Origin of the sequence: Haloplanus sp. C73 (assembly GCF_051195115.1) — an archaeon.
In the GTDB taxonomy this organism is placed as follows: domain Archaea; phylum Halobacteriota; class Halobacteria; order Halobacteriales; family Haloferacaceae; genus Haloplanus.
In genome coordinates, this window is record NZ_JBNTJZ010000001.1 from 1 (window position 1) to 26,587 (window position 26,587).

Consider the following 26,587-nt stretch of genomic DNA (forward strand, 5'->3'; position numbering starts at 1 on the left):
GCTAACGCGCCCCTCGAATCCGGTCAGACTGCAACCCTGCGGATTAACACGGAAAGCGGTGCGACCTCCATCATCCGTATCCAGGTGCCCCAGTCCCTCTCCGGCGAGGAATCCGTCGAACTGTAACGACCGGTTCGACACACTGGCTGACTGAATCCTATTTTTCGAGCGTCGTGGAGAACAACCGTAGCCATGGAGTGAGAGCGTCATCCACCGGGAAACGAGGCTCATCGAGAGAGGGACCAAGTCAGAGTGCGCCGAAGAACGCGATGAATACTGTCTCCGTCGGGGTCGTTCGTCGACTGATACAAAAGAGTCGATTCGACCGCGGATGCGCCCGCCGTCAGAAATCCATCCGCCGACAGTCGCGTACGTGTCCACACTGGAAAGGGAGCCCCACCGCCGACGAACGCGGCAGAGACCCGTGCGTCGGCGGGCGTCCCGTCGGGCAGGGGAGCGTCGTGGGGCCATCTCGTAAGTGGTTAGTATAATTAAAAATAATGTTGAATGCGTCAGTTTTCGCGGCGTCGGCGTTCGGAGCGTGATGGGCCGGCAGGGGCATGCCGGCCGGCAGCGGTGGGTCGACGCCGCCTCGCTCCGTCGCTGGGGTGGCATGTCGCACGCTGCTCGGGGTACACTGAACGGCTCTGTGTGTCGGCACCAGTGACGAGTCGTCTCGGCCCAAATGCGCCTCCGAGCGTAGGACTATGTGTCATCGAGAATAGTAAATCTTGGTGTCAGCTCGTGACGGGACGTGCGGCCGCGTCGTCAGTTCGTGAGACGCCCCAGTTCCGCGGCGACGACGCGGCGTTCGAGGAGGGCCACGCCAGCGACGACGACACAGAATCCGACTGCCGTCGCGAGCGTGACCGATTCATCGAGGAGAAGCCAGCCGGTGAGCGCGGCGAAGACGGGGACGACGTACGCGACCAGATTCGTCCGCACGGGACCGATACGTCGGATGAGCGTGAAGTAGATGGGGTAGGCGGCGGCAGTCGAGGGGATGGCGACGACGAGAATCGCGAGTAGGACCGTCGGCGTCAGCGCCGCCGTCGTGGCGTGTTCGCCCATGGCGGCGCTCCAGCCGTGGAGGATGACCGCCCCGAGCGCCATCGCCCACGCGGTCAGCGAGATGCTCGGGATGGTCGACCCGATGCGGCGCGTGAGGACGCTCCCAAGGGCGATGGCCGCCGCCGCGGCGAGGACGTACAACTGGCCGAGGGTCGAACTCGACGTGAGCGTCTCGGGCGTCGGCTGGACGATGATGACGACGCCGAGGAGGCCGAGGAGGATGCCGACGACCCCGCGCAGGTCCAGTCGGGATTCGAGGACGAACACCGCGAAGATGGGCGAGAGGATGGGGTTCAGGCCGTACATCACCGACGCCGCCGCGGGCGTAATCGTCTGCTGGCCCAGAAAGAGGAAGCCGTTGTTCACGGCGACGATTGTCACGGCGCCCACGACGAGGCCGGCCACGTCGGCACGAGTGCGAGGCAGCCACGACTCGTATCGCCACGCGGCGTACGCGAGGAGGATGGGCGCGGCCACGTCGAACCTGAGCGCGGCGAAGAAGACGGGCGGCAGCGCGGCGAGACCCGCCTTGATTGCGGCGAACGAACAGCCGAACAACGCTCCGAGGAGGACGAACAGACCGGCGTTGCGATATCGACCGGGGAACACAGCCAGCCTTGGTCGTCGTCGCGGATGGGTGTATCGATTACGGACGCTTAACCCGCAGGCACCCCTCGTTTCGAGCGTGACCGACGACCGCGAACGCTGGAACGAGAAGTACAGCGCGGACGACGAGTTCGGGCTTCCCGACGACCCGATTCCCGAGCTGGCGCGCCGGGTCGACACGCTCCCAGCGGGCCGGGCGCTCGACGTGGCGACGGGGACCGGACGCAACGCCCGCTTTCTGGCCGCCGAGGGGTACGACGTCGACGCCGTCGACGTCTCGGACGAGGCACTCGACCGGGCGCGGCGGGCCGCCGACGGCGTCGACGTGAACTGGATTCGGTCCGACATCGAGGCCTTCGAGTTCGACGCGGACGCCTACGACGTGATTACGGTGAGCTTCTTCGCGATGCTCGACCGCCTGCCGGACCTCGTCGAGGCTCTCAAGCCCGGCGGCGTCCTCGTCTACGAACACCACCTCCGGTCGAGCGATGACATCGATATCGGCCCGTCGAGCGACCGGTATCGCTACCCCTCGAATCACCTCTTGCACGCGTGTCTCGACCTGACGATTCTCCACTACGCGGAGCGGACGCGACCGGACGCCGAGGGGCGGACGCAGGCGGTGGCGACGCTCGTCGCTCGGAACTCGACGGGCGGCGCGCAGTCGTATCCGCGAATCGAGGAGTGAGGTTAGCCGGAGCGGCCGTCGAACAGCGCTTTGTCCAGTTTGACGCCGAAGGTGAAGTAGTCGGGGCGGATGAACTGGTAGATCCGGACGGTGACGTTGGGGTTGATACTCATCTGAACGTACGCCTCCCGTTCGCTGAAGCCGTGTTCGTCTATTAGCTCATCCATCGTGGCCGCGAAGCAACCGTCGAGTGCGGCTCTGGGGCTGCCGGCGTTTTTCGCGGAGTCGACGTGGATTATCGAGTCGTCCGTTTCGACGCGGAAGACGCCGGGGACCGCGTGGTCGACGACGTCGACGCTGAGCGTGACCGTCGCCCGCGCTTCGACGGCGAATCCGGTGTACTCGGAGTCGCTCTGTGACGCGTGGACGTCGCCGACAAAGAGCTGTCCCCCCTCGGTGTACGCGCTGAGACAGACGGTACTCCCCTGCTGGAGGTCACGCACGTCCATGTTCCCGCCCCACGGCCCCTGCGTCGTGAGCGGGTCCTGCACGGTTCGGCCGGGTGCGGTGGCTATCGTCCCGATGTGTGGGTTCAGTTCCCACTCCCACTCGCGGCCGTCGAGTTCGATTCGGCCGGTACCGTCGGCCGTCGTCCCGCTGGGTCCCGGTTCGAGCGAAACTTCGTGAGCGCGGTTCGTCTTGCACGTCTCCCACCCCTCCTTGCCCGCGAGGTTGCCGTGCCCTTCGAGCGTCGTCGTGTAGCCTCGCTCGGGCACGATTTCCTCGACGTGGACGGCGATGGTGTCCCCCGGTTCGACGCCCTCGACGTACACCGGCCCGCTCACCGGGTTGGCGTCGAAGCCCGGCGGTGGCGTGTTCATCGTCGGCACGTCAGTCTCGTCGAACTCGCCCAGTCCGTGCTCGAACAACTGGTCTTTGAACGAATCCCAGACTTCGATGGAGAACGATTCGCCCGGCTCGACGCGCAACGCCGGCTCCATATCTCGCCCGAACTCGAAGTGTCCAGAATTTTCTCTTTTTAGTTCCTTCATTCGATATCCTATTCCACTATAATCGTACAAATATCTTTTTATGTCCAGTATAATCTTGTATCTAGAACCGAATTTGGCGTTGCGAACCACCCGAACCCCCACAAAATCTTGTTTGCGTTGCTAAACCTATTCCCCATTATTTCTAGAGTAATTCCTTATTCTAGACCATTACTCCTATATTCGTCTAGAGTACTCTCAATAATAGCCATATTTGTCCAGATTCATCCCAAAGTATATGTGGGGGCACTCGCTCTTGTCGGGTGCAAATGGAGAACCGACCAAACGACGACACCTACCGCCGACGGAAGATTCTGAAGGCGGCATCGGTTGCAGCCGGCTCTGCGGCGCTGGCCGGCTGTAGCGGCGGCGATTCGAGCACGAGCAACAGCACAGATTCGAGCAGCGACTCGGAATCGAACACCGACTCTGGCTCGGATGGCGGTTCGAGTGACAGCCGACACGGCGGGAGCATGACCTTCGCTCTCGGCGGGTCGCCGACGAACCTCTCGTACTGGCAGTCCTACGACACCGTCACCAACAACCTCACCACCCAGATTTGGGACAGCCTGCTGGAGTACAGCGAGCCCGACATGGAGCTTCAGCCGGCGCTCGCGGAAAGTTGGGAAGCGGAAGACGACACGACGTACGTCTACGAACTCCGTGAGGGCGTGACCTTCCACGACGGCAGCGAGATGACGGCGGAGGACGTCATCGCGAGCGCGGAACTCACGCTCCGCGACGAGGCACGGTCGCCGCTGGCTTGGATGTTCGGCGCCGTCGACAACTTCGAGCGCATCGACGACTACACCGTGCAGGTGAACATGAGCGAGGTGGACGCCTCGTTCAAGTACGTCCCGGCGACGACGGCGTGGTCCGTCGCACCGGCGTCGCTGATAGAGGAGCGGGGCATCGACCTCGCTCAGGACCCCGTCGGCGCCGGGCCGTTCCAGTTCGAGGAGTGGCAGAGCGGCAACTACGTGCGGCTCAGTCGACACGACGACTACTGGGACGGCGACCTGCCGTACCTCGATGAGGCGACGTTCCAAATCGTCCCCAACGGCACCTCGCGCATCACCGGGTTGCAGAACGGCAACTACGGCGGGACCAACGACATCCCAATCGACCAGCTATCGGTCCTCGACAGCATCGACAACGTCGAACTCTACACGGCGACGTCCTACCAGACGAGCCATCTGGCGTTTAACTGCATGGAAGGGCCGTTCAGCGACCCGAACGTTCGCCGCGCGGCGAGTTACGCCATCGACACGCAGGCCATCACCGACAGCGTCGTGGGCGAGTACGGGTCCCACGCCATCAGCATGTTGCCGGAGGGGATGATGGGACACGTCACACCCGAGGACTTGGAGTACGACGGCTTCCCCTACGACCCCGAGCGGGCGCGGACGATGCTCGACGAGGCTGGCCACACCGGCAGCCCCCGATTCGAGGCGACGCTGATGACGCCGACCGACACGGTTCGACAGCGGCCGGCAATCGCCATTCAGGAGTATCTCAGCGAGGTGGGCATCGACGTGAGCGTCAGCGAGGTGTCACAGTCGACGTACGTCGACACCATCTGGGGCGAGGAGGATTTCTCGGAGCGCCCGGACATGCAGATGACGCTCTGGGCCTCGGACTACCCCTCGCCGGATGCCATCATCCGACCGCTGTTCGACTCCGAGCAACTCCCCCCGAGCAACAACTGGTTCGGCTACCAGAACGAGGAGGTCGACGAACTCCTCCAGCAGTTCAAGACCACCCTCGACACCGATGAACGCGCCGAGTACGCGACACAGGCCAACCAGATGGTCGTCGACGACGCCCCCGGCGTCTGGATATTCCACCCCGACACGACCAAGGCGTTCAACACGAAGTTCGAGGGGTACGACGGCCAAGTGCCGGCCTTCGTCACGTACTTCACGACCTTCCTTCGTGACATGTACATCTCGGAGTGACGATGGTCTCCGGACAAACGATTGGATACCTACTCAAACGACTCGGATTCGGTGTGTTCATCGTCTGGGCAGTGACGTTTCTCGTCTTCGTCCTGTTGCACATCGCCCCCGGCTCACCCGCGGACATCCTCCTGTCCGGCGGCGTCGTCACCGAGGAGATGCGCCAGACGGTCATCGAGCAGTACAACCTCGACGAACCGTGGTACGTCCAGTATTTCCTGTGGCTGAAAGACGTCGTCACGGGAGACTTGGGGTACTCGTTCGCCCAGCAGCGACCGGTGGCGACGCTCATCGCCGACCGGTGGGCCATCACGGCCCAGATAGTGAGTCTGAGCATGGTGCTGGCGACGGTGCTGTCGATTCCGACTGGCATCGTCGCGGGCTACAAGCACGGGTCGACGCTGGACCGCGTGCTGACTGTCGTCGCCATCGTCGGCGTCAGCGTCCCGGTGTTCGTCAGCGGCGTCCTCGCCATCCTCGTCTTCTCGTTCCACCTGAACGTGTTGCCGTCGGGTGGCGCGGGAAGCGGCGTCGTCGGCCGACTCAGCCACATCTTCGTCCCCTCCTTGCTCCTCGGTGGCATGATTGGGGCGCTGATGTTCCGGATGATGCGCGCCGGCATGCGGGACGTACTCGAGAAAGATTACATGGAGACGTGTGTCGCCATGGGCCTTCCCACTCGGAAAGTCGTCCTCAAGCACGCGACCATCAACGCACTCGCACCCGTGCTGACGGTGTCGGGGCTGTGGATTGGCTTCCTCATCGTCTACGCGATGGTCGTCGAGTACGTGTTCGGCATGGGTGGGCTCGGCCGGCTCATCGTCCACGCGGTCCAAGCACAGGACGCGCCCGTCGTCTTGGCAGGGACCATCATCACCGCAGTGGTCTTCGTCGTCTCGAACATCGTCGTGGACCTTCTCTACACCAAAATCGACCCACGCGTCGTCATCGGAGGCGGACCCTGATATGCATCTCTCAGCCAGCGACCGACCGGAGGTATCGACATGAGCCAGCCATCGGCCGACCTATCGACCGGACAGAGCGAGCGGTCACGGCTCGTCGCCGGCGCGACCAAAGGATGGCGAATCGTCCGCTCGAACCCGCTGTCGACGGTGGGCTTTGCCATCGTCATGGGGTTGGTGGTCGTCGCCATCTTCGCCCCCGTGATAGCGCCGTACGAGCCGAGTTCACAGGACCTCGGGAACACCCTCGCGTCTCCGAGCGCCGACCACCCGATGGGAACGGACAGCACCGGCCGAGACATCTTCTCGCGCATCGTCTTCGGAACGCGCTACGCCCTCGCCATCGCGCTGGTGGTCGTAACGCTCGAAACCGTTATCGGCGTGAGCCTCGGCCTCGTCGCCGGCTACTACAAGGGACGGGTCGACGAGAGCGTCATGCGCTTGCTCGACGTGGTGGTGTCCATCCCACCGCTGTTGTTGGCGATGGTCATCGTCACCACGTTCGGCATCAACATCTGGAACGCGATGTTGGCCATCGGCATCGTCTACATCCCCATGATGTCGCGGACGGTCCGGTCGTCGACGCTGTCGATTCGCGAGGAGACGTACGTCCAAGCGGCCGAAGGCCTCGGCTACGACAGCAAGCGCGTCATGCTGAAACACATCCTTCCGAACGTCGTGCCGCCAATCGTCGTCCTCGGCACGACCGACGTGGCGTACGCTCTCATCGACGTGGCGACGCTGAGTTTCCTCGGACTCGGCATCCAGCCACCCCGGCCCTCGTGGGGGGCGATGGCCAACGCCGCACAGGAGTACATCCTCGTGACGCCGTGGCCCATCGTCTTCCCGACCATCGCCATCGCCATCGCAGTGCTCGGATTCAACCTCCTCGGCATGGGGCTACGAGAGGTTCTCCTCTACGGCGAGGACCACGAGGAGGTGGTGGAGTGACGCCGCCACTGCTCGATGTCGACGGACTGAGCACGCACTTCAAGACCGCCTCGGGGCCAGTCAAGGCCGTCGACGACAACTCCCTCACGCTCCACGAGGGGGAAGTCCTCGGCATCGTCGGCGAGTCGGGGTCGGGCAAATCGACGCTCCTGCGCTCGGTGATGGGGCTGGTCGACGACCCCGGTGAAATCGTCTCGGGGAGCATCGAGTACCGCGGGCGCGACCTGACCGAGATGTCCGACGCGGACCTCCGCGAACTCCGCGGCGACGACATCAGCTTCGTCTTTCAGGAACCGACCGCCCACCTCAACCCGGCGTACACGGTCGGCGACCAGATTACGGACGTCCTGCAGGCCCACACCGACCTCTCGGCCGACGAGCGCTGGGAGCGCGTCTACGACCTGCTCGGCCGTCTCGGCATTCCGTCGCCGGAGGAACGGGCGGAGTCGTACCCCCACGAGTTCAGCGGCGGGATGGCCCAGCGCGTCTGTATCGCGATGGCGCTGGCCTGCGAACCGGACCTCCTGCTCGCGGACGAGCCCACGTCGGCGCTCGACGTGACGATTCAGGCCCAGATTATCGACCTCCTGACCGAACTGCAGGCGGACCTCGGCCTGTCGATACTGTGGGTGACTCACGACATGGGCGTCGTCGCCGAAACGTGTGACACGATGGGCGTCATGTACGCGGGCAACATCGTCGAGTACGGTAGCGTCGAGTCCGTCTTCGCCGACCCAAAGCACCCGTACACCGAGGCGTTGCTCCGCACCGTCCCCAGCCACCTCGACACCGCACCGCGGTTCGACACCATCGAGGGCACGCCCCCCGACCTGCAGTCGCTGCCGACCGGCTGTGTCTTCCAAGAGCGGTGTCCCGAGGCCATGGAGACCTGTCGCTCCGAGCGCCCACCCTACTACGAGGTAGGCGACGACGGGGAGCGGGTGTCGAAGTGTTTCCTCCACGAGGGAGAGCCCACCCGACCCCCGTCGCCCAGTGCGCCGGAGCCGACACCGACGGCGGATTCGAAACCCGACGGCGGCCAGCCGACCGACGGAGGTGACGAGCGATGACGCTACTCGATGTCACCGACCTCGCGAAGCATTTCACCGTCGAAGACGGGATGTTGAGCGGACTACTCGGGCAGACGCGGACGCTGAAAGCCGTCGACGGCATCGACTTCAGCGTCGACGAGGGCGAAGCGTTCACACTCGTCGGCGAGTCGGGGTGTGGGAAAAGCACCGCCGTCCTCTCGGCGCTCGCACATCAGGAGCCCACGGCCGGAAAGGTCCGCTTCAAGGGTCGTGACATTCTCACCTACGACAAGCGAGAACTCCGCGGCGAGGCACAGCTCATCTATCAGGACCAGCAGGACACGCTCAATCCCAAGATGTCGGTCGGGGAGGCCATCGCGGAGGCGATTCGATTCCACGACGTCGTCCCCGACGGACAGGTCGACGACCGGGTCGACGAGTTGCTCGAACGCGTCGGCATCTCGCCCGCGGACAAGGACCAGCAACCCTCGGCCTTCAGCGGCGGGCAGAAACAGCGCATCGCCATCGCGCGTGCGCTCGCGGTCGAACCCTCGTTGTTGGTGGCCGACGAACCCGTCTCCGGTCTCGACGTCTCCGTGCAGGCACAGATTCTGAACCGCCTGATGGACCTGCAAGAGGAGTTCGGACTCGGCCTCGTCTACGTGACGCACAACCTCGGCATCGCCCGCAAGATAAGCGACACTATCGGGGTGATGTATCTCGGGCGCATCGTCGAGTACGGCGACGTCGACGACATCTTCGAGAACCCGCAGCACCCGTACACGCAGGCACTACTGTCTGCGAATCCCGTTCCCGACCCGAACACGGACCGGGACAGAATCGTCCTCGAAGGCAACATGCCCGACCCGATAGACACGGACGAGATGGGGTGTCCGTTCGCGCCCCGGTGCCCGGAGGCGACGGCGGAGTGCGAGACGGCGGAGATGGGCCTCGCCCCCTTCGAGGGCGACGAGACGCATCAGGTGGACTGCATCCACCGATAACTACGTCTCGTACTCCTTATCGAGCAGCGTCGAGAAGGGAATCACGTCGAGCACCGCCTCGCTCGTCGCTTCGAGGACGACTGGCGGCGCGACACCGGCGTCCTCGGCCTCGACCCACCGGCCGAGACAGACACACCAGTGGTCGCCGGGGTCGAGACCCGGGAAGTCGTATTCGGGGCGGGGCGTCGTCAGGTCGTTGCCGTTGGCTTTCGAGAATTCGAGAAAGTCGGCGGTCATCACGGCACAGATTTCGTGACGGCCCCGGTCGGCATCCAGATGGCGGCAGTGGCCGTCGCGGAGATAGCCGGTTTCGGGGTCGGTACAACAGGGTTCGAGGTCGGTTCCGAGAGCGTTCTGTTCCATAGACGGGGTACGGACGCGACGGGGAAGAGCGCCGGGTTACGCGGTCTGTTCGACCGAGAGCGCGTCGGCGGCCTGTTCGGCCTCGTGTTGGACGAGGTAGGCGCGGTCGTCGGCGTACTCCGCGGCGGCGGAGAGGGCGCGCTCGGTGCCGATTTGGCGGAGCGCCCACGCCGCCGCGGCGCGCGTCTCGTCGTGTTCGTCGTCGGCGAGCGTGTCGGCCAGCGGGTCGATAGCTCGCGTGTCGCCGATGAGGCCGAGTGCGCGGGCGGCGTGGGGTCGAATCTGCTCGTTCTCGGCGACGAGTTTGTTGGCGATGGGGCCGGTGGCCTCCTCGCTCCCGATTTCGCCGAGCGCCTTGAACGTCACTTTCTGGAGACCGGGGTCGGAGTCGGCGTCGACGTACTCGATGAGCGTCTCGACGGCCTCGGTCGCCGCCATCTTCCCGAGCGCGCGGATGCCGGGTTCGTCGCGCTTGCCCGCGCGCTGGTTCATCTCCTCGAAGGCCGCGTCGTCGTTCATCCGGGTGAGCGCTTCGAGGCAATGGCGCTCCATGAAATCGGACTGGAAGCTGTCGAGCGCGAGCAGGACCATCTCGACGTTGCCGCGCTGTTCCCACTCCTTGAGCGCGGCCCACTCGGGCGGGTAGTCCTTGTAGTGACCGAGGACGTCGTAGTAGCCCTCCGCTCGAAGCTGTTCATGGGTTTCGAGGTCGGCCCACTCCTCGGCGTCGTCAAGGTCTGCGGCGAGCGCGTCGGTGTGGTCGAGCAGGGTCGCGATGGTGTCCGCGTCGTCGTCGGGGTCGAGACCCGCGTCGGTGACGGCCTCGGCGGCGGCATCGAGAGCGTCGGCGTCGTCGCCCGCGAGGTCAGCGTCGAGCGTCTCGTTCACGTCGGCGAGGAACGAGTCGACGGCGGCGGCGACTTCGTCCGTGCCCGCCTCGGTCCACCGCGTGTCGGTGAGCGTCGCCGTCGCGTCCTCGATGGCGTCGACCACGTCGGTGTCGTAGGGGCCGCGAGCCTCGTCGAGGTCGGAGCGGAGGTCGTCGAGACGGCCCTGTAACTCCTCGGCGGGGTCGTCTTCGTCCTCGTCGTCGGGGCTCGGGAGGTCTGCATCCTCCAGGTCGGCGGCGATGTCGTCCAACCGTTCCTCGACGGCGTCGAGGTCGGCTTCGGTCTCGGCGGCGTCGAGTTCCTCGGCCGCCTCGTCGAGGCGCGAGTCGAGGGTCTCGGCTGGGAGGTCGGTCTCGTCGTCCCCGTCGGTCATACGTACACAGTCGGTGTGACTGTCAAAAGAGCGTTTCCATTATCCGACGGGCAACAGCCATTAGCGTCCGCCGCGTAGGCGGTGGCGATGCGACTTTCGGCCCTCCCGACACGATATCTCGTCGTCGCCGTCGTCGCCGTCGTCGCCGCACTCCTCGTGGCCGCGACGGGCGCGAGCGTCGCCGTCAGCGACCCGCGTGACGCCCCGTCGAACACCGACCCGCCCGTCCGGGTGTACGTGAGCGAGACGCTCGACATCTCGAACGCCGAACTCACGGGCGGCGGTACGGTCGGCACCGACCAGACGACGTTCGTCTCCGTCGACGGTGACGAGGTGTTTACGGTGAATCCCGAAACGGCCGACTTCGACGGTGTCGCGCCGGGGTCGTACGACGCCGATAGCGACGACGACAACCGAGCGGACCTGCTCGTCGTCCAGCCCCGAATCACCGAGTTCGACGTTCGCAACGAGCGCGGCGTCGACATCGCGGGCGACACCGTCGACGGCAACGACTTCGAGGAGGTCCGACTCACGGCGGAGTACAACTTCGCCGAAGCGGACTACCTCGAAGTGACCGTCGAGACGCCCGATGGCCTCGACCTCGCCGGCAACCGCCGAATCACCACGAGCGGCGGGCAACTCACCATCGACACGAGCGGCGCCGACCCCGGCACCTACCGAATCAGCGTCGAGGGGAGCAACATCGAGGCCGGCGCGGCCTCGACGACGGTGACCGTCGCCGGCGAGACGGAGACGGCCACGGCGCGACCGACGCCGACGGAGCGTCCGGCGACGGCGACGCCAACCGCCACCGCGCGGCCCACGCCGACCGCCACGGCCCGGCCCACGGCTACCGACCGCCCCGCCACGGCGACGCCGACGGACGCGCCGACTGCGACCCCATCGCCGACGACCACCACGACGGGTGACGGGGCTGGCTTCGGCCTCGTCGCCGCGCTGGGTGCGCTCGCCGGCGCAGCGCTCGTCGCGCGTCGGGGCGACTGACCGCCCGTCAGTATATCCGCGTCGGGACCCAACGAGGAGGCATGTCGAACCGCGACGACGAGGACCTTGCGGACCTACTCGCCGAGTTGGAGCGGACGCTGACAGACCTCCGGACCGCCGTCGACGACGACGTCCGGCGACGGCGACGCCCCCCGACGCCCAGCGAGATACTCCGATTCACCGAGTCGTACACGCTCCCGACGCTGATTGCCCTCCTCGAAGCGACGGTCCAGTCGCTCGAACTACTCCGGGCGGTGCTGCGTCTCACGGACCCCGACGCGACGAGCGACCGCCTCCGCGAGCGGTTGAAACAGGAACGCGGCCCGACCGACGCCGCGCTCCGAGAGACGGTCGCCGACCTGCGGAACGCACTAACCGGTGCCGACCTGCCGGAGGACGCGGCGGCGGCGTCTATCGTCGCCGACGCGCGCGAACTGACGGCGACTATCGAGAGGCGGCTCGGCGAATCGGCGGCGAATCAGGGCGAAGGACGTGACGCCGCAGAGGCCGAACGCGGCGTCGCTATCGATGTCGAGGAGGAAGCCGACCAGACCGACATCGACGCGGAACTCGACTCCATCAGGGAGTCGGTCGAAGACGAGCAGAGAGACGAGTAGCAGCCAGACGCGTCAGGCGGACGTGGGAACGTACTCGCCGTCGATGCGGTCGATGAGGTTCCGCTTGGAGAGGATATCGAGCACCGGGAACAGGGTGATTTTCTTGAGGTCAAGGTTCTCTGCCAAGTCGTCGACGGTCGCGCCGTCCGAGGCGGCGACGAACAGGTAGACGAGTTTCGAGTCGCTGGCGTTCAGTTCGTCCGGGACGTCGAGTTGGGTCGTGGGTCGGCTGCCAATCGTCTGTGTCTGGCTCATGTCTCGTCAGAATTGTCAATCGCATATGCAATAAACGCTTCCAATATATGCCCAATACACAATATAGACCTATTATGTACTAGTATGTCACGTGCATCGCGTGGCAAGGAATGTCACGAAAAAGCGTCACGACGCGCGTTCGGTCGCGGCGTCTATCCAGCGACGAATCCGCCCCTCGTCGATGCCCGTCTCCTGCGAGAGGACGGCGGCGTCGGCGCCGACCAAGTCTTCGACGGCGACGACACCGGCGCCTTCCAGACGCGAGGCGTAGGCGGGGCCGACACCGTCGAGTTCCTGTAAGTTGGTGGCGGCGTCGTCCTCGGTCGTTTCGACGTCTTCGACGACGGCGGCGTCGGGATGGGCCGCCGTCTCCTCGGGCGGTTCGGCCGGCGCCCCTTCGTCACCCGAGCGCTCGGCGAACCACTCGGCGACGGCGGGCCAGAGGTTCTCGTGACTCGACCGCGACACCGAGAGGCCGATGTGGCCCGTCGAGAACTCCATGATTTCGGTGTCGTCGCTCGCGATTTGCTCGTTGAACGGCTTGCTCGCCGTCGGCGGGATGAGGTGGTCGTACTCGCCGATGACCTGCAAGACGGGCATAGTGATGGCGTCGAGGTCGACCCGTTCGCCGTTCAGTTCGAGTTCGCCCCGGTGGAGCGCGTTCTCCTGATAGATTTGCTCCATGAACTCGCAGTAGACCGTCCCCGCGACGTCGATGGGGTCGTTGAGCCACCGCTCCATGCGCGCGAAGTTCTCGACGAAGTCCTCGTCGTCGATGTTGTCGTAGAGGTTGCCGTACTTCGTGACGTAGTTGTGGACGGGGTCCATGAGTGCGAAGCCGACATCGAGGAACTCCGCGGGGACGTTGCCGAACGTCTCGGCGATAGCCGAGGGGGAGAAAAAGTCCTCGTCGCCCCACAGTTCGAGGATGCCGCCCGTGTCGTCGAAACACAGGCCGGCGGCCATCAGACCGAGGTTGCGGACCTTCTCGGGGTAGAGTGCGGCGTACATGACGCTCATCGTCCCGCCCATGCAGTAGCCGAGGAGGTTGATGGAGTCCTGTCCCGAGCGCTCGCGAACCACGTCGACGCAGTTGTCGATGTAGCGGTTCACGTAGTCGTGCAGCGAGAGTGACGTGTCGAGTTCGGACGGCTCGCCCCAGTCGATGAGATACACGTCGAAGCCGGCTTCGAGCATCCGGCGGACGACGCTCCGGTCGTCTTGCAAGTCGAGGATGTACGGCCGGTTGATGAGCGCGTAGACGAACAGAAGCGGCACGTCGTGGCGCTCCTCCTCGGGCACGAGCGGTTCGTAGTGGTGGAGTTCGAGTTTGTTCTCGCGGTAGACCACCTCACTCGGCGTCTGGCCCACCTCGACGTCGGCCATCGTCTCCAGTCCCTCGGGGATGGCGCCGACGGAGGCGGCGTCGTCCGCCGCGCGCTCCCAGAGGTCACGCTGTGCGTCGAGCGGGAAGGTAAAGGGGTTCATTGCTGGTCGAGCAACTGGTCGAGTTTCTGCTCGATGGAGTGTTGGCGCCGTTCGAGTTCGACGAGCCGTTCACCCACCTCGCGCACGTCGCCCACGGTGGCGAAGTTGAGGGCGTGCAGCGTCTCCTCGGAGGCTTCGTCGATGTTCTGGCGCATGTTCATCGCTTCCTCGACGCTCTGGCCCGTCGCCGCCGCGAAGGCGGTGGTCGTCATCATCTCCTTGAACGCCTCGTTGGCGGCCGAGAGCCAGATGTCGCGGAACTCGTCGGGTTCGACCTCTTCCCCTTGGAACGCACTCCCCATGCGTTCGAACGACGTCTCGGCGGCGTCCATCCACGCCTCGTAGGCGTGCATCGACCCCTCGTATCCCTCCTGAATCCGCTCCTCCGAGAGGTTGTCCTCCATCGAATCCATCCACGATTCGAGGAAAGCCGACTGCGCGTCGAGATTTCTGTCGAGCGCGTTCATGTACGTCTCGGTCATGCGTTCCAAGAACGCGTCCATCTGTCCATCGACCGTGCCGCTAGCGTTGTCTGTCATGGTGTGCAAATAGGAAGGGTGGGCGTGAAAACGCTCCGGTCAGGCCGATTCCGCCAGTTCTTCGGCGGATTCGACGGCCTCTTCGGCGGACTCCGCGGCATCGGTCTGTATCTGTTCGATGGCGTCGAAGCTCTCTTCGAGCAGTTCGCTCTGTGTCTCGGTCAGGTCGTCGAAGACCGCTTCCGCCTCGTCGGCGCTCTCGAGGAAGGACAGCCACGCTTCCTCGTGAATCTCCTCGCCGGCCTCGAACTGCTCGTCGACGGCGGCTTCGAGTTCCGTGATGGACTCCTCGGGGAAGACGGCGCCCAGCCCGTCAAGGTAGGCGTTGATGGCCGTCTTCGAGAGGGCGACGCCGCTCTCCTGAAGCGACTTGGCCGACTCGAGGGAGTCGCTCCACGTCTCGACGGCGGCGCGCTGGGCGTCGAGAGTCGTCTCCGCCGCGCGGCGGCTCTGGTCTATCATCGTGCGCTGCATCTCGAAGGCCGAACTGAATGGGTTGCTGTTGCTCATTGGTTACTCGGAGTTTCGTTTGACGGGGATGACGATTGTCTGGACGATGTCGCCGTCCTCGATGTCGAGCGTCTCGCGCTCGGCGTCGGGAATGCTGATGCGACCCCCGCTCTGCACGCGGGTCTTGAACATCGCCGTGCCCATGCTCATCGCGCCGAGCTGCGAGAAGCCGTCGAATCCACCACCGCCGGCGCCCGCCGACATGAACTGCTTGAACAGCTGCATCTGCTGTTCGACGGCGTCTTCGCTCGCGTCCTGAAACTGCTGGGCAAAGGGCATCTGCGGCCACATCGGCGCACCATCGTCCTCGTCTTGCGTCATCCTTGTACCACCAAAGGCGGGGGAGAGGCATAAGTTTTACTTCTGTTACCATTCTATACCACTCAAAGACATTCAATGGTCACGCCGGGGCGTGCCCGGTTGCGGCAAGCGACCAGTCTTTACCCACTCACCCCGAACCCACACTCATGCAAGAACGCTCATCGACAACCGCGGACACGTGGCGCGAGTCACAGAAACACCTCTCGAACAGCGCCGGCCACCTCTACAGTAGCCTGCTGGCGGCCAACCGGGCGATGCTCCCCGGTCTCGCCACCGACGAGGACGAGGCGGCCGACCGACAGCCGGCGTCGTCACCCGAGATGACCTACTCCAAGGCGGACTGGACGTTCGAACACGTCGGCGAGGAGGACGGCCTCGGCGTCGGCGACCGAGTTCGGTTCTCGAAGCGCCTGACCGACGACGAAGTGCAGGTCTTTGCGGACGCCAGCGGGGACACCAACCGCCTCCACCTCGACGCCGATTTCGCCGAGGGGACGCGCTTCGGTCGCCGCATCGCCCACGGAACTCTCGTCTCCGGCGTCATCAGCGCCGCACTTGCGCGCCTGCCCGGCCTGACAATCTATCTCTCCCAGAACCTCGAGTTCCTCGGGCCGGTTCACATCGGCGAGAAAGTCACCGCAATCTGCGAAATCGTCGAGGACCTCGGCGACGACCGCTATCGCGTCACGACTGTCGTCGAAAACGAGGACGGCGACACCGTCATCGACGGCGAAGCCACCGTCCTCATCGACGACCTGCCCGAAGCCGACGCGTAATCGCGTTCACCCCGTTTCGACGTCGATACCCGCGTCTCGAAACGTCTCTTTCGCGCGTTCGAACTCCGTGTCCCCGTAGGAGAGCCACCGCGACGGCATCATCACGTATCGCCGCTTCGTCTCTCCGTTCGCGTCGTACGCGACGACGAACCGCGGACGGGTGAGGCCACTCGTCCCCGGCACCGCCGTCACGTGGTCGATAGCGTCGAGCGGAATCTCCGTCGTCGACGTGAATCCGCGTACCGCGTTGCTCACCCGACCGGCGACCCAGAGTGCGAGAAACGCACCGATTCCGAACAGGAGGGGTCGCCAGTCCCCGGCGAGCAGTTGCGTCACGAGGATGACGGCGGCACTCAGTAGCGACCCACAGAGCAGGAGCGTCGGCCACAGTCCGCCCTCGCGGTAGCGACGGAACTGGCCGCGGAAACTCGATTCGAGGCGGAGCGCGTCGCCATCGAGGTGACAGCGGCCGCGCTTGGTTCGAAAGGAGGGCACCGCAAGCGGTCAGACCGGTTCGAATCGGTAGCCGTCCCACTCCTGACTGTCGGGTTCGCGGATGCCCGCGCCGGGTTCGCGGAGTTCCTCGACGTAGACGGGTCGAACCTCGTCACCGATTTCGACGTCGTCGGTCGTCGTGCCGCCGATGGCGCGGACGGGTTCGCCGTCGACGTCGAACTCGACGATGGCGAGCGTGTTGGGTTCGCGAACGCCCGGCGGCGTCGCGGTACTCGTCGTCCACGTGATTACCTCCGCCGTGTACTCGCTGAGGTCGACCGTCTCAACCGGTTCCTCGCCGCCCGGACCGATGGGATGGCCGGGGTAGGTGATGCTGCCGTCGGGGTAGCGATGTGCTTCCATCATCAGTTTGCCTCCATGAGCGTGGTGATGACGCAGTTGCCGAACCCGCCGACGTTACAGGCCAAGCCCGTCTGGGCGTCGACCTGTCGCTTGCCCGCGTCGCCCAGCAACTGCTGATAGATTTCGTACACCTGTGCGACGCCGCTGGCACCGAGCGGGTGGCCCTTCGATTTCAACCCGCCCGACGTGTTGATGGGCAGGTCGCCACCGCGCTCCGTTCGGCCCTCTTCGACCGCTTTCCAGCCTTTCCCCTTCTCGAAGAATCCGAGGTCCTCGCTCTGGAGGAATTCGAGGATGGTGAACATGTCGTGGAGTTCCGCGACGTCGACGTCGTCGGGTCCCATGTCGGCCATGTCGTACGCAATCTGACTCGATTCGACGACCCCGCGCATCGTCGTCGGGTCCGCGCGCTCGTGGACGACGTGGGTATCTGTCGCGCCGCCGATGCCCGAGATGACGACGTAGTCGTCGGTGTACTCCTTCGCGACCGATTCGGGACAGAACATGAGCGCCGCGCTCCCGTCGGTAATCGGGCAGAAGTCGTACAGTCGAAGCGGGTCGGCGACGATTGGCGACTCCAACACCGTCTCCAAGTCGACTTCCTTCTGGAACTGCGCGTGCGGGTTGTCAACGCCGTGGCGGTGGTTCTTGACCGCCACCTTGCCCAGACTCTCGCGGGGCGCGTCGTAGGTGTCGAGATACAGTCGCGCCGTCAGTCCCGCGAAACTCGGGAGCGTCACGCCGTGTTTGTACTCGACAGGGTGAGTGAGCGACGCGATGACGTCGGTTGCCTCCGCCGTCGACCGGTGGGTCATCTTCTCGCCGCCGACGAGCAGCGTCATGTCGCTGGCGCCGCTGGCGACGGACTGCCACGCGTGTTTGACACCGGCGCCACCGCTCGAACTCGTCTGGTCGATGCGGGCGGTGTACGCCGGCATCGCGGCGAGGTCGTGTGCAAGCGCGTTCACGACGCCCGTCTGCCCCTCGAACTCGCCGCTCGCCATGTTCGAGACGTAGAGGTGGTCGACGGCGTCGGGCGAGACGCCGGCGTCGTCGAGACACGCCGTCCCGGCCTCTGCGAGCAGGTCGAGAACCCAGCCGTCTCGCTGGCCGAACTGGGTCATCGAGGCTCCGATAATCGCTACGTTCTCCATACACTCGTTCGCGCAAGCCACCGGCTTACCGTTTACCCTCTAGACGGCCAGCGCGTCGACGACGACGGCGAGCAACAGCGCGCCGAGATAGGCGTTGGAGGCGTGAAACGCCCGGAACGCCGCCGACTCGGTGCGGTCGACGTGGAGTTTGACGACAGCCCACAGGAACACGGCGCCGAGGAGGACTGCCGTCGTCACGTAGAGCCAGTCGAGCGAACTCCACGTCGCGAGGACGCCCGCGCCGACGAACGTCGCGCCCAGCCACCAGAGGATGTGCTTTCGCGTCTCCGTCTCGCCGCGGACGACGGGCATCATCGGGAAGCCGCCACGAGCGTAGTCGTCCTTGTACGCGAGCGCGAGGTTGTAGAAATGCGCCGGCGTCCACAGGAAGATGATGCCGGCGAGGACGAGGCCGCCGAGCCCGATTTCGCCCGTCGCCGCCGCCCAGCCGATGACCGCCGGGAGCGCGCCCGCCGCCCCGCCGATGACCGTGTTCTGGACCGTGTTGGGCTTCAGGATGAGCGTGTAGATGACGCTGTAGAAGACGATAGCGACGAGGCCGAGCACGGCCACGAGGAGGTTGACGGCGGCGAACGCGGCGAGCGACGCGAGCGTCAACAGGAAGCCAAACGCCAGCGCGTTGCGCACCGACACCACGTCAGTCGCGAGCGGTCGGTCGCTGGTTCGGTTCATCCGCCGGTCCACGTCGCGTTCGAGGACGTGGTTGAACGTCCCGCTCGCGCCAATGGAGAGGACGCCGCCCAGAAGCGTCAGGACGACGGTCCGGGGTTGGAGTTGGGTCCCCACCGCAAGCGCCATGCCGGCGGAGGCGACGAGACAGAGCAACCACATCAGCCGCGGCTTCATGAGTCGGAAGTACGCGGCGGCGAGGGCCCGGGCCCGAGCGAGAGGGGCGTCGGGGAGCGACGGTCGCTCGACCGGCCCCGACGGCGCCTCGGGCGGTGAGAGCGCCTCGGGGTCGGTGACGGGACCGTCGTCCGGGTCGCCGGTTTCGGATTCCAGCGTCCACGCGAGCGCGGCGACCAGTCCGCCGAAGATGACCATGCCCACGAACAGATGGACCGCGGGCAGGAGCCCCGCCGCGCCGGTGGTGGCGACCACGGCGCCGAGGGCGGCCTGTACGGGGTAACAGACGAGTGAGACGCCGAGGGCCACGTCGACGCGGCGGCGACGGGGTGCGCGCCACGCCGCGACGCCCGCGGCGAGGACGAGAATCCCGACGAGGACGGCGGCGATTCGGTGGCCGACGACGAGGGCGCCGGCGACGGTGGTCGGGACCGTCAGGCCACCGCCACAGAGGGGCCACGCGCCACAGGTTTCGACCGCATCGGTCACGGCGACAGTGGTCCCCACGAGCAAGAGGAGATACACCCCCATCGCACTCGCCGCGAGCAGGGCCGGGAAGCGGTCGGTCACGTCTCGCACGAATCAATCACTGGCGGCGTTTGGAAATCCGACTATTTATGTGCCCCGCTTCTTCCCATTAGCTGACAGCGCGCCCGTGTGGGTGTCATCCTCGTCCCTATCAGTAGCTATTTACGGAGGAGATTCTAACGGCCGATAGAGTATGAAACGGTCGCGCCTCGTGCTGGCGTCGCTGCTCTCGGCAGTGGTCCTGTCCCTCGCTGCCGACCCCGTGGCGGCCCAGTCGTCTGTGTCCGCAGAACTCATCAACCATCTGAACGAGAAACTGCTTCTCGTCGCCGTCCCCATCACCCTCCTCGTCGAGGGCATCCTCATCTACACCGTCTACCGCTTCAAGGACGCCGACGAAGCGAAGCCGACGAAGGAGAACCGCCGGCTCGAAATCACGTGGACGGTGGCGACGGCCATCGTCCTCCTGTTCGTCGGCGTCGCCTCCTACGGCGTGCTCGCGAACGAGAACGTCTCTTTCGAACAGGACGAACAGGAAATCGCGCCGGAGGGTGACGACGTGGTCGTCCACATGGACGCGTTCCAGTGGGGCTGGCAAGCAGAGTACCCACAGGAAGACGTGCGGCTCTCGAGTACGTCCCCAACCGTGGTGATACCGGCAGGCCAAGACGTCTACTTCAACATCACATCGAGTGACGTGTTACACGCGTTCCACGTTCCCGAACTCGGCCTGAAGCAGGACGCCATGCCCGGTCAGTCGAACGTCATCAAGACCGTGGCGCTCGAAGAGGGCACCTACCAAGGCTACTGCGCCGAGTTCTGTGGCGTGGCACACTCGCAGATGTACTTCGAGATTCAGGTCGTCTCGCAGGACAGGTACCAGGAGTTCATCGACGAGCAACAGAGCAGCGGCGAGTCGTCAGGTGATCTCGAACCAGACGCTGACCTCGTCCACGCGCACGACGAGACGCTGTCGCAGGCACCGCTTCGCGCCTAACCTCTTCTCGACCGTTTCTTCCGTCAACAGCGCCGTTCGAGGATTCGCTCGACGATACGGCCCGTCGAACAGAGTTCGTCGGCCTCGCTCTCGCGTGCCGACGCCCGCCGAATTTCGCAGTCGATGTCGCGAGCGCGGAGCGCCCGCGCTAACCCGTCTTCGTCGTGATGCTGGTCGTAGCCGAGGACGATAACGTCGGGGTCGATGCGTTCGATGGGGACGAAGATGTCCTCGGAGTGGCCGAGATGAGCTTCGTCGACGACGCCGAGTGCGGCGACCATCTCCCGGCGCTGTCGGTCAGGCAGTATCGGGTCCGGCTTGTGCGTGACGTTCTGCCCCCGGGCGACGATGACGTGGAGTTCGTCGCCCATGGACGCGGCGTCAGAAAGGTAGTGAACGTGGCCGGGGTGCAGGATGTCGAAGGTGCCCTGTGCGACGACCGTCGTCATGGGTCGGCCCCCCGTCTCAGTCGTTCGGTGGTCCCGACGGGAAGCTCAGACCGGAGGAACCGCATGTCTCCGAGTCGGACGCGTTTCCTTCTAAGGGTTCCGGATACGCGTCGGGGAGCGGGGGATTCTGCAAGGCTTAACTTCGGGCGCCAATCACACAGTTGTATGACTGCTGAAACTGCCGGGGATTCCGGCACCGACGCGGACGAGGATTCCCGTCCCGTCGTGTACGACCTCGCCCCCGACTGCACGGCCGACGACGTCGACGTCGGCGAGTACTATCACGCCGTCGTCAACGGCGTCGTCGCCTACGGCGTCTTCGTCGACATCTCCGACGAGGTGTCGGGCCTCGTCCACGAGTCGAATCTGACCGGCGAGTACGACGTCGGTGACCGTCTGCTCGTCCGCCTCGACGAAGTTCGTGAGAACGGCGACATGGCGTTCGAAGAGGCCACGCTCGACGACTACCGGACCGTCGCCGTCGACCACCAGCCGGACATCACGACCATCGACGCACTCGACATCGGCGAGACGGCGACCATCGAAGCCACGGTCAGCCAAATCAAACAGACCGCCGGGCCGACGGTGTTCCGCTGCTGTGACGAGACGGGCATCGTCGCCTGCACCGCCTTCGAGGACGCGGGCGTCCGCGCCCACCCCGAGGTCGAACTCGACGACGCCGTCCGGATTTCCGGAACCGTCGAGGAACACGAGGGGAGCCCGCAGATAGAAGTCGAGTCGCTCGACCGACTCGACGGCGAGGAGGCCGAGACTGTCCGTGAGCGCATCGACGCCGGGCTGACCGAGCGTGCCGCCCCCCACGACGTCGACCCGCTCGTCGAGTGGGAGGCCTTCGACAAACTCCGACCCGACCTCCGTGACGTGGCGCGACAGCTCAGGCGAACGGTTCTGGAGGGCCGCCCGATTCGGGTTCGACACCACGCCGACGGCGACGGGATGTGTGCCTCGCTGCCCGTGCAGGTGGCGCTCGAACGCTTCATCCGCTCGGTTCACGACGACGAGGACGCCCCGCGCCACCTCATCAAACGCCTCCCGAGCAAGGCACCGTACTACGAGATGGAGGACGTGACCCGTGACCTCAACTTCGCGCTCGAAGGCCGCGAACGTCACGGCCAGAAGCTCCCCCTCCTGCTCATGCTCGACAACGGCAGCACGGAGGAGGACGTCCCCGCATACGAGAACCTCGCACACTACGACGTCCCCATCGTCGTCGTCGACCACCACCATCCCGACCCCGAGGCGGTGGACGACCTGCTCGATGCCCACGTCAACCCGTACCTCCGCGACGAGGACTACCGCATCACGACGGGGATGATGTGTGTCGAACTCGCGCGGATGATAGACCCCGAGATGACCGACGAACTCCAGCACGTCCCCGCCGTCGCGGGACTGGCCGACCGGTCGAAGGCCGAGACGATGTCGTCGTTCGTCGACCTCGCGAACGAGGCGGGCTACGACCGGACCGACCTCGTTCGAATCGGCGAGGCGCTGGATTACGCCGCCCACTGGCTCCGCTACAGCGAGGGCAAGACGCTCGTGAGCGACGTGCTCAACGTCGACTGCGACGAAGCGGGGCGTCACGAGGAACTCGTCGACTTCCTCGCCGACCGTGCGGAGCGCGACATCGACCGCCAGCTCGCCGCGCTCGAACCCCACGTCGAACACGAACGGCTGTCGAACGACGCCCACCTCTACCGGGTCGACCTCGACGACTTCGCCCACCGATTCACCTACCCCGCGCCGGGGAAGACGACAGGCAACCTCCACGACCGCAAGGTCAAGGAGACGGGCGACCCCGTCATCACCATCGGCTACGGGCCTGATTTCGCCGTCCTCCGCTCCGACGGCGTCCGCCTCGACATCCCGGAGATGGTGGCCGAACTCGACGAGGAAGTCGTCGGCGGCGGTATCTCCGGCGGCGGCCACCTCGTCGTCGGCTCCATCAAGTTCGTGAAGGGAATGCGTAGCGAGGTGCTCGACAGCCTCGTCGAGAAGATGGCCGACGCGGAACTCGACGAGGCGCTGTCGAGTACGGCGGCGCTCGACGCCCACGACGGCGACTAGTCGAACCGAATCGTTTTCCGCGCGACGATGAGGGCAAGCACCAGCGCCGCGAGTGCGCCCCCGACGACGAGCCACGTCGTCGACCCGCCGCTCCCACCTCCGCGCCAGTCCGCGACGAACGACTCGTGGAAGTACGACGCGAGCGAAGCGCTCCGAATCGCGAGCGCGACTTCGCGATTCTCCGTGCGCGCGTTGGCGTTCCAGTTGAGGCTCCCGACGACCACCACGTCGTCGGCGACGACGCCTTTCGCGTGGATTTTCTCGAACCGGCCACCGGCGTCGGCGACGCGAGCCGTAAGGGGGAGGCCGCGGCGCTCGGCGACGCCGTTCAGCCACTCGACGAGGGCGGCGTTCTCCTCGGCGACGTACCACGCTCCCGAGAGGAGGATGCGCACGTCCACGCCGCGCTCGGCGGCGCGAACCGTCGCGCGCAGGAGGGGCTCCTCACGACTGCCGACCGTCGGTTGAATCACGTCGACCCGGTTCTCGGCGCGGTCGATGACGCCGACGAGCTCCGGGCCGGCGTTGCCGGGCGCGGTGAGCACCCGAACCTCGGCGGCCGTCGCCTCGGTCGCCTCGACTCGGGAGGGAAAGTCCCCGGACGCCGGTTCCCCGGCCTCGAACGTTCGACCGCGGCGGTACTGGCGCCACGGAATGGCGTCTGCCCACCCGGCGTCGGCGCGGAACAGGCCGGCGAGGTCGGCGGCGAGCGACGGCGACGCGACCCGAACGCCCCACCCGCGACTGGAGTGGCCCCCCACGCCCGACGGCTTCCAGTTCTCGGTCAGGACGAGCGCCCGGTCGTCGACGACGGCGTATTTGGGGTGGTGGTAGTCGAAGCGAGCACGTGGCCCACCGAGCACCGCCACGTCGACGCCGGCGGCCGCGAGACGGTCCAGCGTGTCGGCGCCGCGTCGCGTCCGTCCGCCGACGGGGGCGGCGTCGACGAGGACGCGAACGTCGACGCCACGGCGTTCCGCGGCCACGAGGGCGTCCGCGACTCGCTCGCTGGTGAACGTGTAGCCCGCGAGAAACAGGCGTCGCTCGGCGCCGCGGAGCGTCTCGATGGGCACGGCCGGGTCGTCGGGGAGGACGAAGCCCGTGACCGACGCGGGTCCGTGACGGGTCACGTTGCGAGGCTGGTAGCCGACGGGGCGCCACCGGCGGCCGTCGTCGGTGCGAACGAGTCGCTCCCCCTCGGGCGCGTCGCGGTAGGTGAGCGTCGCGACGACGGTTCCATCGCGCCGGAGCCGAAGACGCTCGCCGCCGTTCGCCAGCGAGAGCCGAGCGACGGCGAGTACGGGGGCATCGGCGAGGCGGCGCGCCGCCGCCGGGTCGTCGCTCACGGCGATGCGGGACGCCGGCCGGTCGTGGGGGAGAGAATGGACGCGTTCGCCGTCGCCGAGCGTCCAATTTGCCGTCGACGCCGCCGGGACGTCGAGAACGACGAACTCGCCCGCGTCGCCGTCGGCGACGGGGTTGGGGACGGCGGCGACGATGCCGGCGTCGGGCGGCGCGGCACCGGCACCGACGGGAGCGAGAAGCGCCGCGCAGACGAGGAGCGCGGCGACCCAGATTCGAGCCATGGGACGGGTGGCCGCGCCATCGGGGATAAACCTCGGTAGGTTTTTCCCGTCGCTCGGCCCGCCCTTCGAGTATGGTCGCAGTCGCGAACGCACTTCGACTGCTCGGAGCGGCGCTCGGAACCATCGGCGGTGCGCTCGTGTTCATCGAGTTCTTCCAGTATCCGAGTTACGTCGAGTACAAGCCAGACGTGCAGGACTATCGAGTCGACGACAGCCACCCCGGCGTCACGGAACACACGTGGCTCGGCCGAATCGGCGGCCTCTGTATCTCGCTCGGGTTCGCGCTCCTGTTCGTCGCGACGTTTCTGGGCTGACGGGCGGTGAGATTTTGTCGCCGCCGCGTGTCGGGGGCCTATGGCCGGTCACAACTTCCTCTTCGTCTCGATGGACGCCGCGCTCATCACCGACCTCGCGTGGCAGATTCACGAGGAGGGCCACGACGTGAAATACTACATCGAAGCCGACTCGGACGGGGAAATCGGCGACGGCTTCGTCCCGAAGACCGACGACTGGCGGGCCGAAATCGAGTGGGCCGACGTCATCATTTTCGACGACATCTGGGTCGGCGACGATATCGGCACGGGAGAACTCGCGCAGGACCTCCGCGAGCGAGGCAAAGCAGTCGTCGGCGGGACGCCGAACACCGACCGCCTCGAAGCCGATCGGGAGTACGCGATGGAGGTACTCGAAGACCACGGCGTCAACACCGTCGAACACCACGTCTTCCACGACTTCGCGGCCGGCATCCACCACGTCGAGGAGCATCCCGCCCCCTACGTCATCAAGCCCCTCGGCGAGGTGCAGAACGTCAAGCGCCTCCTGTACGTCGGCAACGAGGACGACGGCAGCGACGTCGTCGACGTGCTTCGCGCCTACGAGAAGGCGTGGGGCCACCGGATGAAGGGGTTTCAACTCCAGCGCAAGGTCGAGGGCGTCGAAATCGCTATCTGTGGCTTCTTCGACGGTGAGCGGTTCATCGACCGGGTCAACTTCAACTTCGAGCACAAGAAGCTGTTTCCCGGCAACATCGGCCCCTCGACCGGCGAGATGGGGACGAGCATGTTCTGGGCGGGGCAGAACCGGTTGTTCCAAGAGACGTTCGGCAAACTCGAAGACTGGCTGGCGGCGGAGGGCTACGTCGGAAGCATCGACCTCAACTGCATCGTCAACGAGACGGGCATCTATCCGCTGGAGTTCACGCCCCGATTCGGGTATCCGACCATCGCACTGCAGGAGGAATCCCTCGAATCGTCGACGGCGGAGTTCTTCTACGACCTCGCTCACGGCGACGACCCCGACCCGTCCGTTCACGGCGGCTACCAGATAGCCGTCCGAATCGTCCTGCCACCCTTCCCGTTCGACGACGAGAAGACGTACGACGAGAACTCGCGGAACGCCGCGGTGGTGTTCGAGACGGCGAGTCGCGACGGAATTCACATCGAAGACGCGAAGCGCGTCGACGGCCAGTGGCGGGTCGCGGGCGAGAACGGAATGCCACTCGTCGTGACGGGTAAAGGCGACACCATGCAGGCGGCGCGCGAACAGGCCTACGGCCGAATCGACGACATCGTCGTGCCGAACCTCTACTACCGCGACGACATCGGCGAGCGCTGGATAGCGGGCGACGGCGACCGACTGCTGGCGTGGGGGTATCTGGGCCCCTGAC

28 protein-coding genes are annotated in these 26,587 nt (G+C 65.7%); 13 read left to right on the forward strand and 15 right to left on the reverse strand.

Annotated elements, in window-relative coordinates; translation table 11 throughout:
* Positions 1-768 precede the first annotated feature (768 nt).
* The gene (locus ACQUSQ_RS00005; protein WP_435066425.1) at positions 769-1,680 is read right to left on the reverse strand and encodes a DMT family transporter; all 912 of its coding nucleotides are present in this window, start codon (positions 1,678-1,680) and stop codon (positions 769-771) included.
* Positions 1,681-1,756: 76 nt separating this feature from the next.
* Here ACQUSQ_RS00005 and ACQUSQ_RS00010 point away from each other — a divergent pair, with 76 nt between their 5' ends.
* Complete coding sequence (locus ACQUSQ_RS00010; RefSeq protein ID WP_435066426.1) at positions 1,757-2,365, forward strand: class I SAM-dependent methyltransferase; 609 nt, start codon at positions 1,757-1,759, stop codon at positions 2,363-2,365.
* A 2-nt stretch (positions 2,366-2,367) separates the two neighbouring features.
* Here the strand turns inward: ACQUSQ_RS00010 and ACQUSQ_RS00015 are convergent, their stop codons facing one another.
* Complete coding sequence (locus ACQUSQ_RS00015) at positions 2,368-3,357, reverse strand: acetamidase/formamidase family protein (RefSeq protein WP_435066427.1); 990 nt, start codon at positions 3,355-3,357, stop codon at positions 2,368-2,370.
* A gap of 266 nt (positions 3,358-3,623) precedes the next feature.
* On the opposite strand from ACQUSQ_RS00015, the gene ACQUSQ_RS00020 reads away from it, so the two are divergent.
* From ACQUSQ_RS00020 to ACQUSQ_RS00040, 5 genes are read left to right on the forward strand one after another with little or no spacing between them, the layout of a single operon-like run.
* The gene (locus ACQUSQ_RS00020; protein ID WP_435066428.1) at positions 3,624-5,312 is read left to right on the forward strand and encodes an ABC transporter substrate-binding protein; all 1,689 of its coding nucleotides are present in this window, start codon (positions 3,624-3,626) and stop codon (positions 5,310-5,312) included.
* Positions 5,313-5,314: 2 nt separating this feature from the next.
* Complete coding sequence (locus tag ACQUSQ_RS00025) at positions 5,315-6,277, forward strand: ABC transporter permease (RefSeq protein ID WP_435066429.1); 963 nt, start codon at positions 5,315-5,317, stop codon at positions 6,275-6,277.
* A gap of 39 nt (positions 6,278-6,316) precedes the next feature.
* The gene (locus ACQUSQ_RS00030; protein WP_435066430.1) at positions 6,317-7,225 is read left to right on the forward strand and encodes an ABC transporter permease; all 909 of its coding nucleotides are present in this window, start codon (positions 6,317-6,319) and stop codon (positions 7,223-7,225) included.
* Entirely contained in the window at positions 7,222-8,295 is a 1,074-nt protein-coding gene (locus ACQUSQ_RS00035) for an ABC transporter ATP-binding protein (RefSeq protein WP_435066431.1), read from the forward strand. The genes ACQUSQ_RS00030 and ACQUSQ_RS00035 overlap by 4 nt, the downstream gene beginning before the upstream one ends.
* Entirely contained in the window at positions 8,292-9,260 is a 969-nt protein-coding gene (locus tag ACQUSQ_RS00040; protein WP_435066432.1) for an ABC transporter ATP-binding protein, read from the forward strand. The genes ACQUSQ_RS00035 and ACQUSQ_RS00040 overlap by 4 nt, the downstream gene beginning before the upstream one ends.
* Here the strand turns inward: ACQUSQ_RS00040 and ACQUSQ_RS00045 are convergent, their stop codons facing one another.
* Positions 9,261-9,623: a DUF2237 family protein gene (locus tag ACQUSQ_RS00045; protein WP_435066433.1), complete on the reverse strand. Its 363-nt coding sequence runs from the start codon at positions 9,621-9,623 to the stop codon at positions 9,261-9,263.
* 36 nt (positions 9,624-9,659) lie between these two features.
* Positions 9,660-10,886, reverse strand: a complete 1,227-nt coding sequence (locus tag ACQUSQ_RS00050; RefSeq protein ID WP_435066434.1) for a HEAT repeat domain-containing protein — start codon at positions 10,884-10,886, stop codon at positions 9,660-9,662.
* Positions 10,887-10,973: 87 nt separating this feature from the next.
* Here ACQUSQ_RS00050 and ACQUSQ_RS00055 point away from each other — a divergent pair, with 87 nt between their 5' ends.
* Both ACQUSQ_RS00055 and ACQUSQ_RS00060 read left to right on the forward strand, forming a co-directional pair.
* Positions 10,974-11,891, forward strand: coding sequence for a hypothetical protein (locus ACQUSQ_RS00055; RefSeq protein WP_435066435.1), 918 nt, complete (start codon positions 10,974-10,976; stop codon positions 11,889-11,891).
* Positions 11,892-11,932: 41 nt separating this feature from the next.
* Positions 11,933-12,508, forward strand: a complete 576-nt coding sequence (locus ACQUSQ_RS00060) for a DUF7547 family protein (protein ID WP_435066436.1) — start codon at positions 11,933-11,935, stop codon at positions 12,506-12,508.
* A gap of 12 nt (positions 12,509-12,520) precedes the next feature.
* Here the strand turns inward: ACQUSQ_RS00060 and ACQUSQ_RS00065 are convergent, their stop codons facing one another.
* The 5 genes from ACQUSQ_RS00065 to ACQUSQ_RS00085 all read right to left on the reverse strand — a co-directional run bounded on the left by ACQUSQ_RS00065 (position 12,521) and on the right by ACQUSQ_RS00085 (position 15,621).
* Complete coding sequence (locus tag ACQUSQ_RS00065) at positions 12,521-12,763, reverse strand: MarR family transcriptional regulator (protein ID WP_435066437.1); 243 nt, start codon at positions 12,761-12,763, stop codon at positions 12,521-12,523.
* Between the two features lie 126 nt (positions 12,764-12,889).
* Positions 12,890-14,251 (reverse strand): class III poly(R)-hydroxyalkanoic acid synthase subunit PhaC, encoded by a 1,362-nt coding sequence (gene phaC, locus ACQUSQ_RS00070; RefSeq protein ID WP_435066438.1) that lies wholly within the window; start codon positions 14,249-14,251, stop codon positions 12,890-12,892.
* A complete protein-coding gene (locus ACQUSQ_RS00075; RefSeq protein ID WP_435066439.1) occupies positions 14,248-14,790 on the reverse strand; it encodes a poly(R)-hydroxyalkanoic acid synthase subunit PhaE in 543 nt (180 codons plus the stop codon). The genes phaC and ACQUSQ_RS00075 overlap by 4 nt, the downstream gene beginning before the upstream one ends.
* Before the next feature lie 39 nt (positions 14,791-14,829).
* Complete coding sequence (locus ACQUSQ_RS00080) at positions 14,830-15,300, reverse strand: hypothetical protein (RefSeq protein WP_435066440.1); 471 nt, start codon at positions 15,298-15,300, stop codon at positions 14,830-14,832.
* Between the two features lie 3 nt (positions 15,301-15,303).
* Positions 15,304-15,621, reverse strand: a complete 318-nt coding sequence (locus ACQUSQ_RS00085) for an AbrB/MazE/SpoVT family DNA-binding domain-containing protein (RefSeq protein ID WP_435066441.1) — start codon at positions 15,619-15,621, stop codon at positions 15,304-15,306.
* 146 nt (positions 15,622-15,767) lie between these two features.
* Between ACQUSQ_RS00085 and ACQUSQ_RS00090 the strand changes: the two genes are divergently transcribed.
* Positions 15,768-16,397, forward strand: a complete 630-nt coding sequence (locus ACQUSQ_RS00090) for a MaoC family dehydratase (protein ID WP_435066442.1) — start codon at positions 15,768-15,770, stop codon at positions 16,395-16,397.
* A gap of 6 nt (positions 16,398-16,403) precedes the next feature.
* Here the strand turns inward: ACQUSQ_RS00090 and ACQUSQ_RS00095 are convergent, their stop codons facing one another.
* From ACQUSQ_RS00095 to cyoE, 4 genes are read right to left on the reverse strand one after another with little or no spacing between them, the layout of a single operon-like run.
* Positions 16,404-16,892 carry a hypothetical protein gene (locus ACQUSQ_RS00095; protein ID WP_435066443.1) on the reverse strand — a complete coding sequence of 163 codons (489 nt, stop codon included), beginning with the start codon at positions 16,890-16,892 and terminating at the stop codon, positions 16,404-16,406.
* 9 nt (positions 16,893-16,901) lie between these two features.
* Positions 16,902-17,261, reverse strand: coding sequence for an OB-fold domain-containing protein (locus ACQUSQ_RS00100; protein WP_435067252.1), 360 nt, complete (start codon positions 17,259-17,261; stop codon positions 16,902-16,904).
* Positions 17,258-18,409, reverse strand: a complete 1,152-nt coding sequence (locus ACQUSQ_RS00105) for a thiolase C-terminal domain-containing protein (protein WP_435066444.1) — start codon at positions 18,407-18,409, stop codon at positions 17,258-17,260. Before ACQUSQ_RS00105 ends, ACQUSQ_RS00100 begins: the two co-directional genes overlap by 4 nt.
* 39 nt (positions 18,410-18,448) lie before the next feature.
* Positions 18,449-19,807, reverse strand: a complete 1,359-nt coding sequence (cyoE, locus tag ACQUSQ_RS00110) for a heme o synthase (protein ID WP_435067253.1) — start codon at positions 19,805-19,807, stop codon at positions 18,449-18,451.
* Between the two features lie 190 nt (positions 19,808-19,997).
* On the opposite strand from cyoE, the gene coxB reads away from it, so the two are divergent.
* Positions 19,998-20,801 carry a cytochrome c oxidase subunit II gene (gene coxB, locus ACQUSQ_RS00115; protein ID WP_435066445.1) on the forward strand — a complete coding sequence of 268 codons (804 nt, stop codon included), beginning with the start codon at positions 19,998-20,000 and terminating at the stop codon, positions 20,799-20,801.
* A gap of 23 nt (positions 20,802-20,824) precedes the next feature.
* On the opposite strand, the gene ACQUSQ_RS00120 is transcribed toward coxB, so the two are convergent.
* Positions 20,825-21,250, reverse strand: coding sequence for an adenylyltransferase/cytidyltransferase family protein (locus ACQUSQ_RS00120; protein ID WP_435066446.1), 426 nt, complete (start codon positions 21,248-21,250; stop codon positions 20,825-20,827).
* Between the two features lie 165 nt (positions 21,251-21,415).
* Between ACQUSQ_RS00120 and ACQUSQ_RS00125 the strand changes: the two genes are divergently transcribed.
* Positions 21,416-23,335 (forward strand): DHH family phosphoesterase, encoded by a 1,920-nt coding sequence (locus ACQUSQ_RS00125; RefSeq protein ID WP_435066447.1) that lies wholly within the window; start codon positions 21,416-21,418, stop codon positions 23,333-23,335.
* Here the strand turns inward: ACQUSQ_RS00125 and ACQUSQ_RS00130 are convergent.
* Positions 23,332-24,921 carry a phospholipase D-like domain-containing protein gene (locus ACQUSQ_RS00130; RefSeq protein WP_435066448.1) on the reverse strand — a complete coding sequence of 530 codons (1,590 nt, stop codon included), beginning with the start codon at positions 24,919-24,921 and terminating at the stop codon, positions 23,332-23,334. The genes ACQUSQ_RS00125 and ACQUSQ_RS00130 overlap by 4 nt on opposite strands.
* Before the next feature lie 71 nt (positions 24,922-24,992).
* On the opposite strand from ACQUSQ_RS00130, the gene ACQUSQ_RS00135 reads away from it, so the two are divergent.
* Together ACQUSQ_RS00135 and ACQUSQ_RS00140 are read left to right on the forward strand one after the other, a co-directional pair.
* Positions 24,993-25,235, forward strand: a complete 243-nt coding sequence (locus ACQUSQ_RS00135) for a hypothetical protein (RefSeq protein WP_435066449.1) — start codon at positions 24,993-24,995, stop codon at positions 25,233-25,235.
* A 40-nt stretch (positions 25,236-25,275) separates the two neighbouring features.
* Positions 25,276-26,586, forward strand: a complete 1,311-nt coding sequence (locus ACQUSQ_RS00140) for a phosphoribosylamine--glycine ligase (protein ID WP_435066450.1) — start codon at positions 25,276-25,278, stop codon at positions 26,584-26,586.
* The last annotated feature ends 1 nt before the right edge of the window (position 26,587 follow it).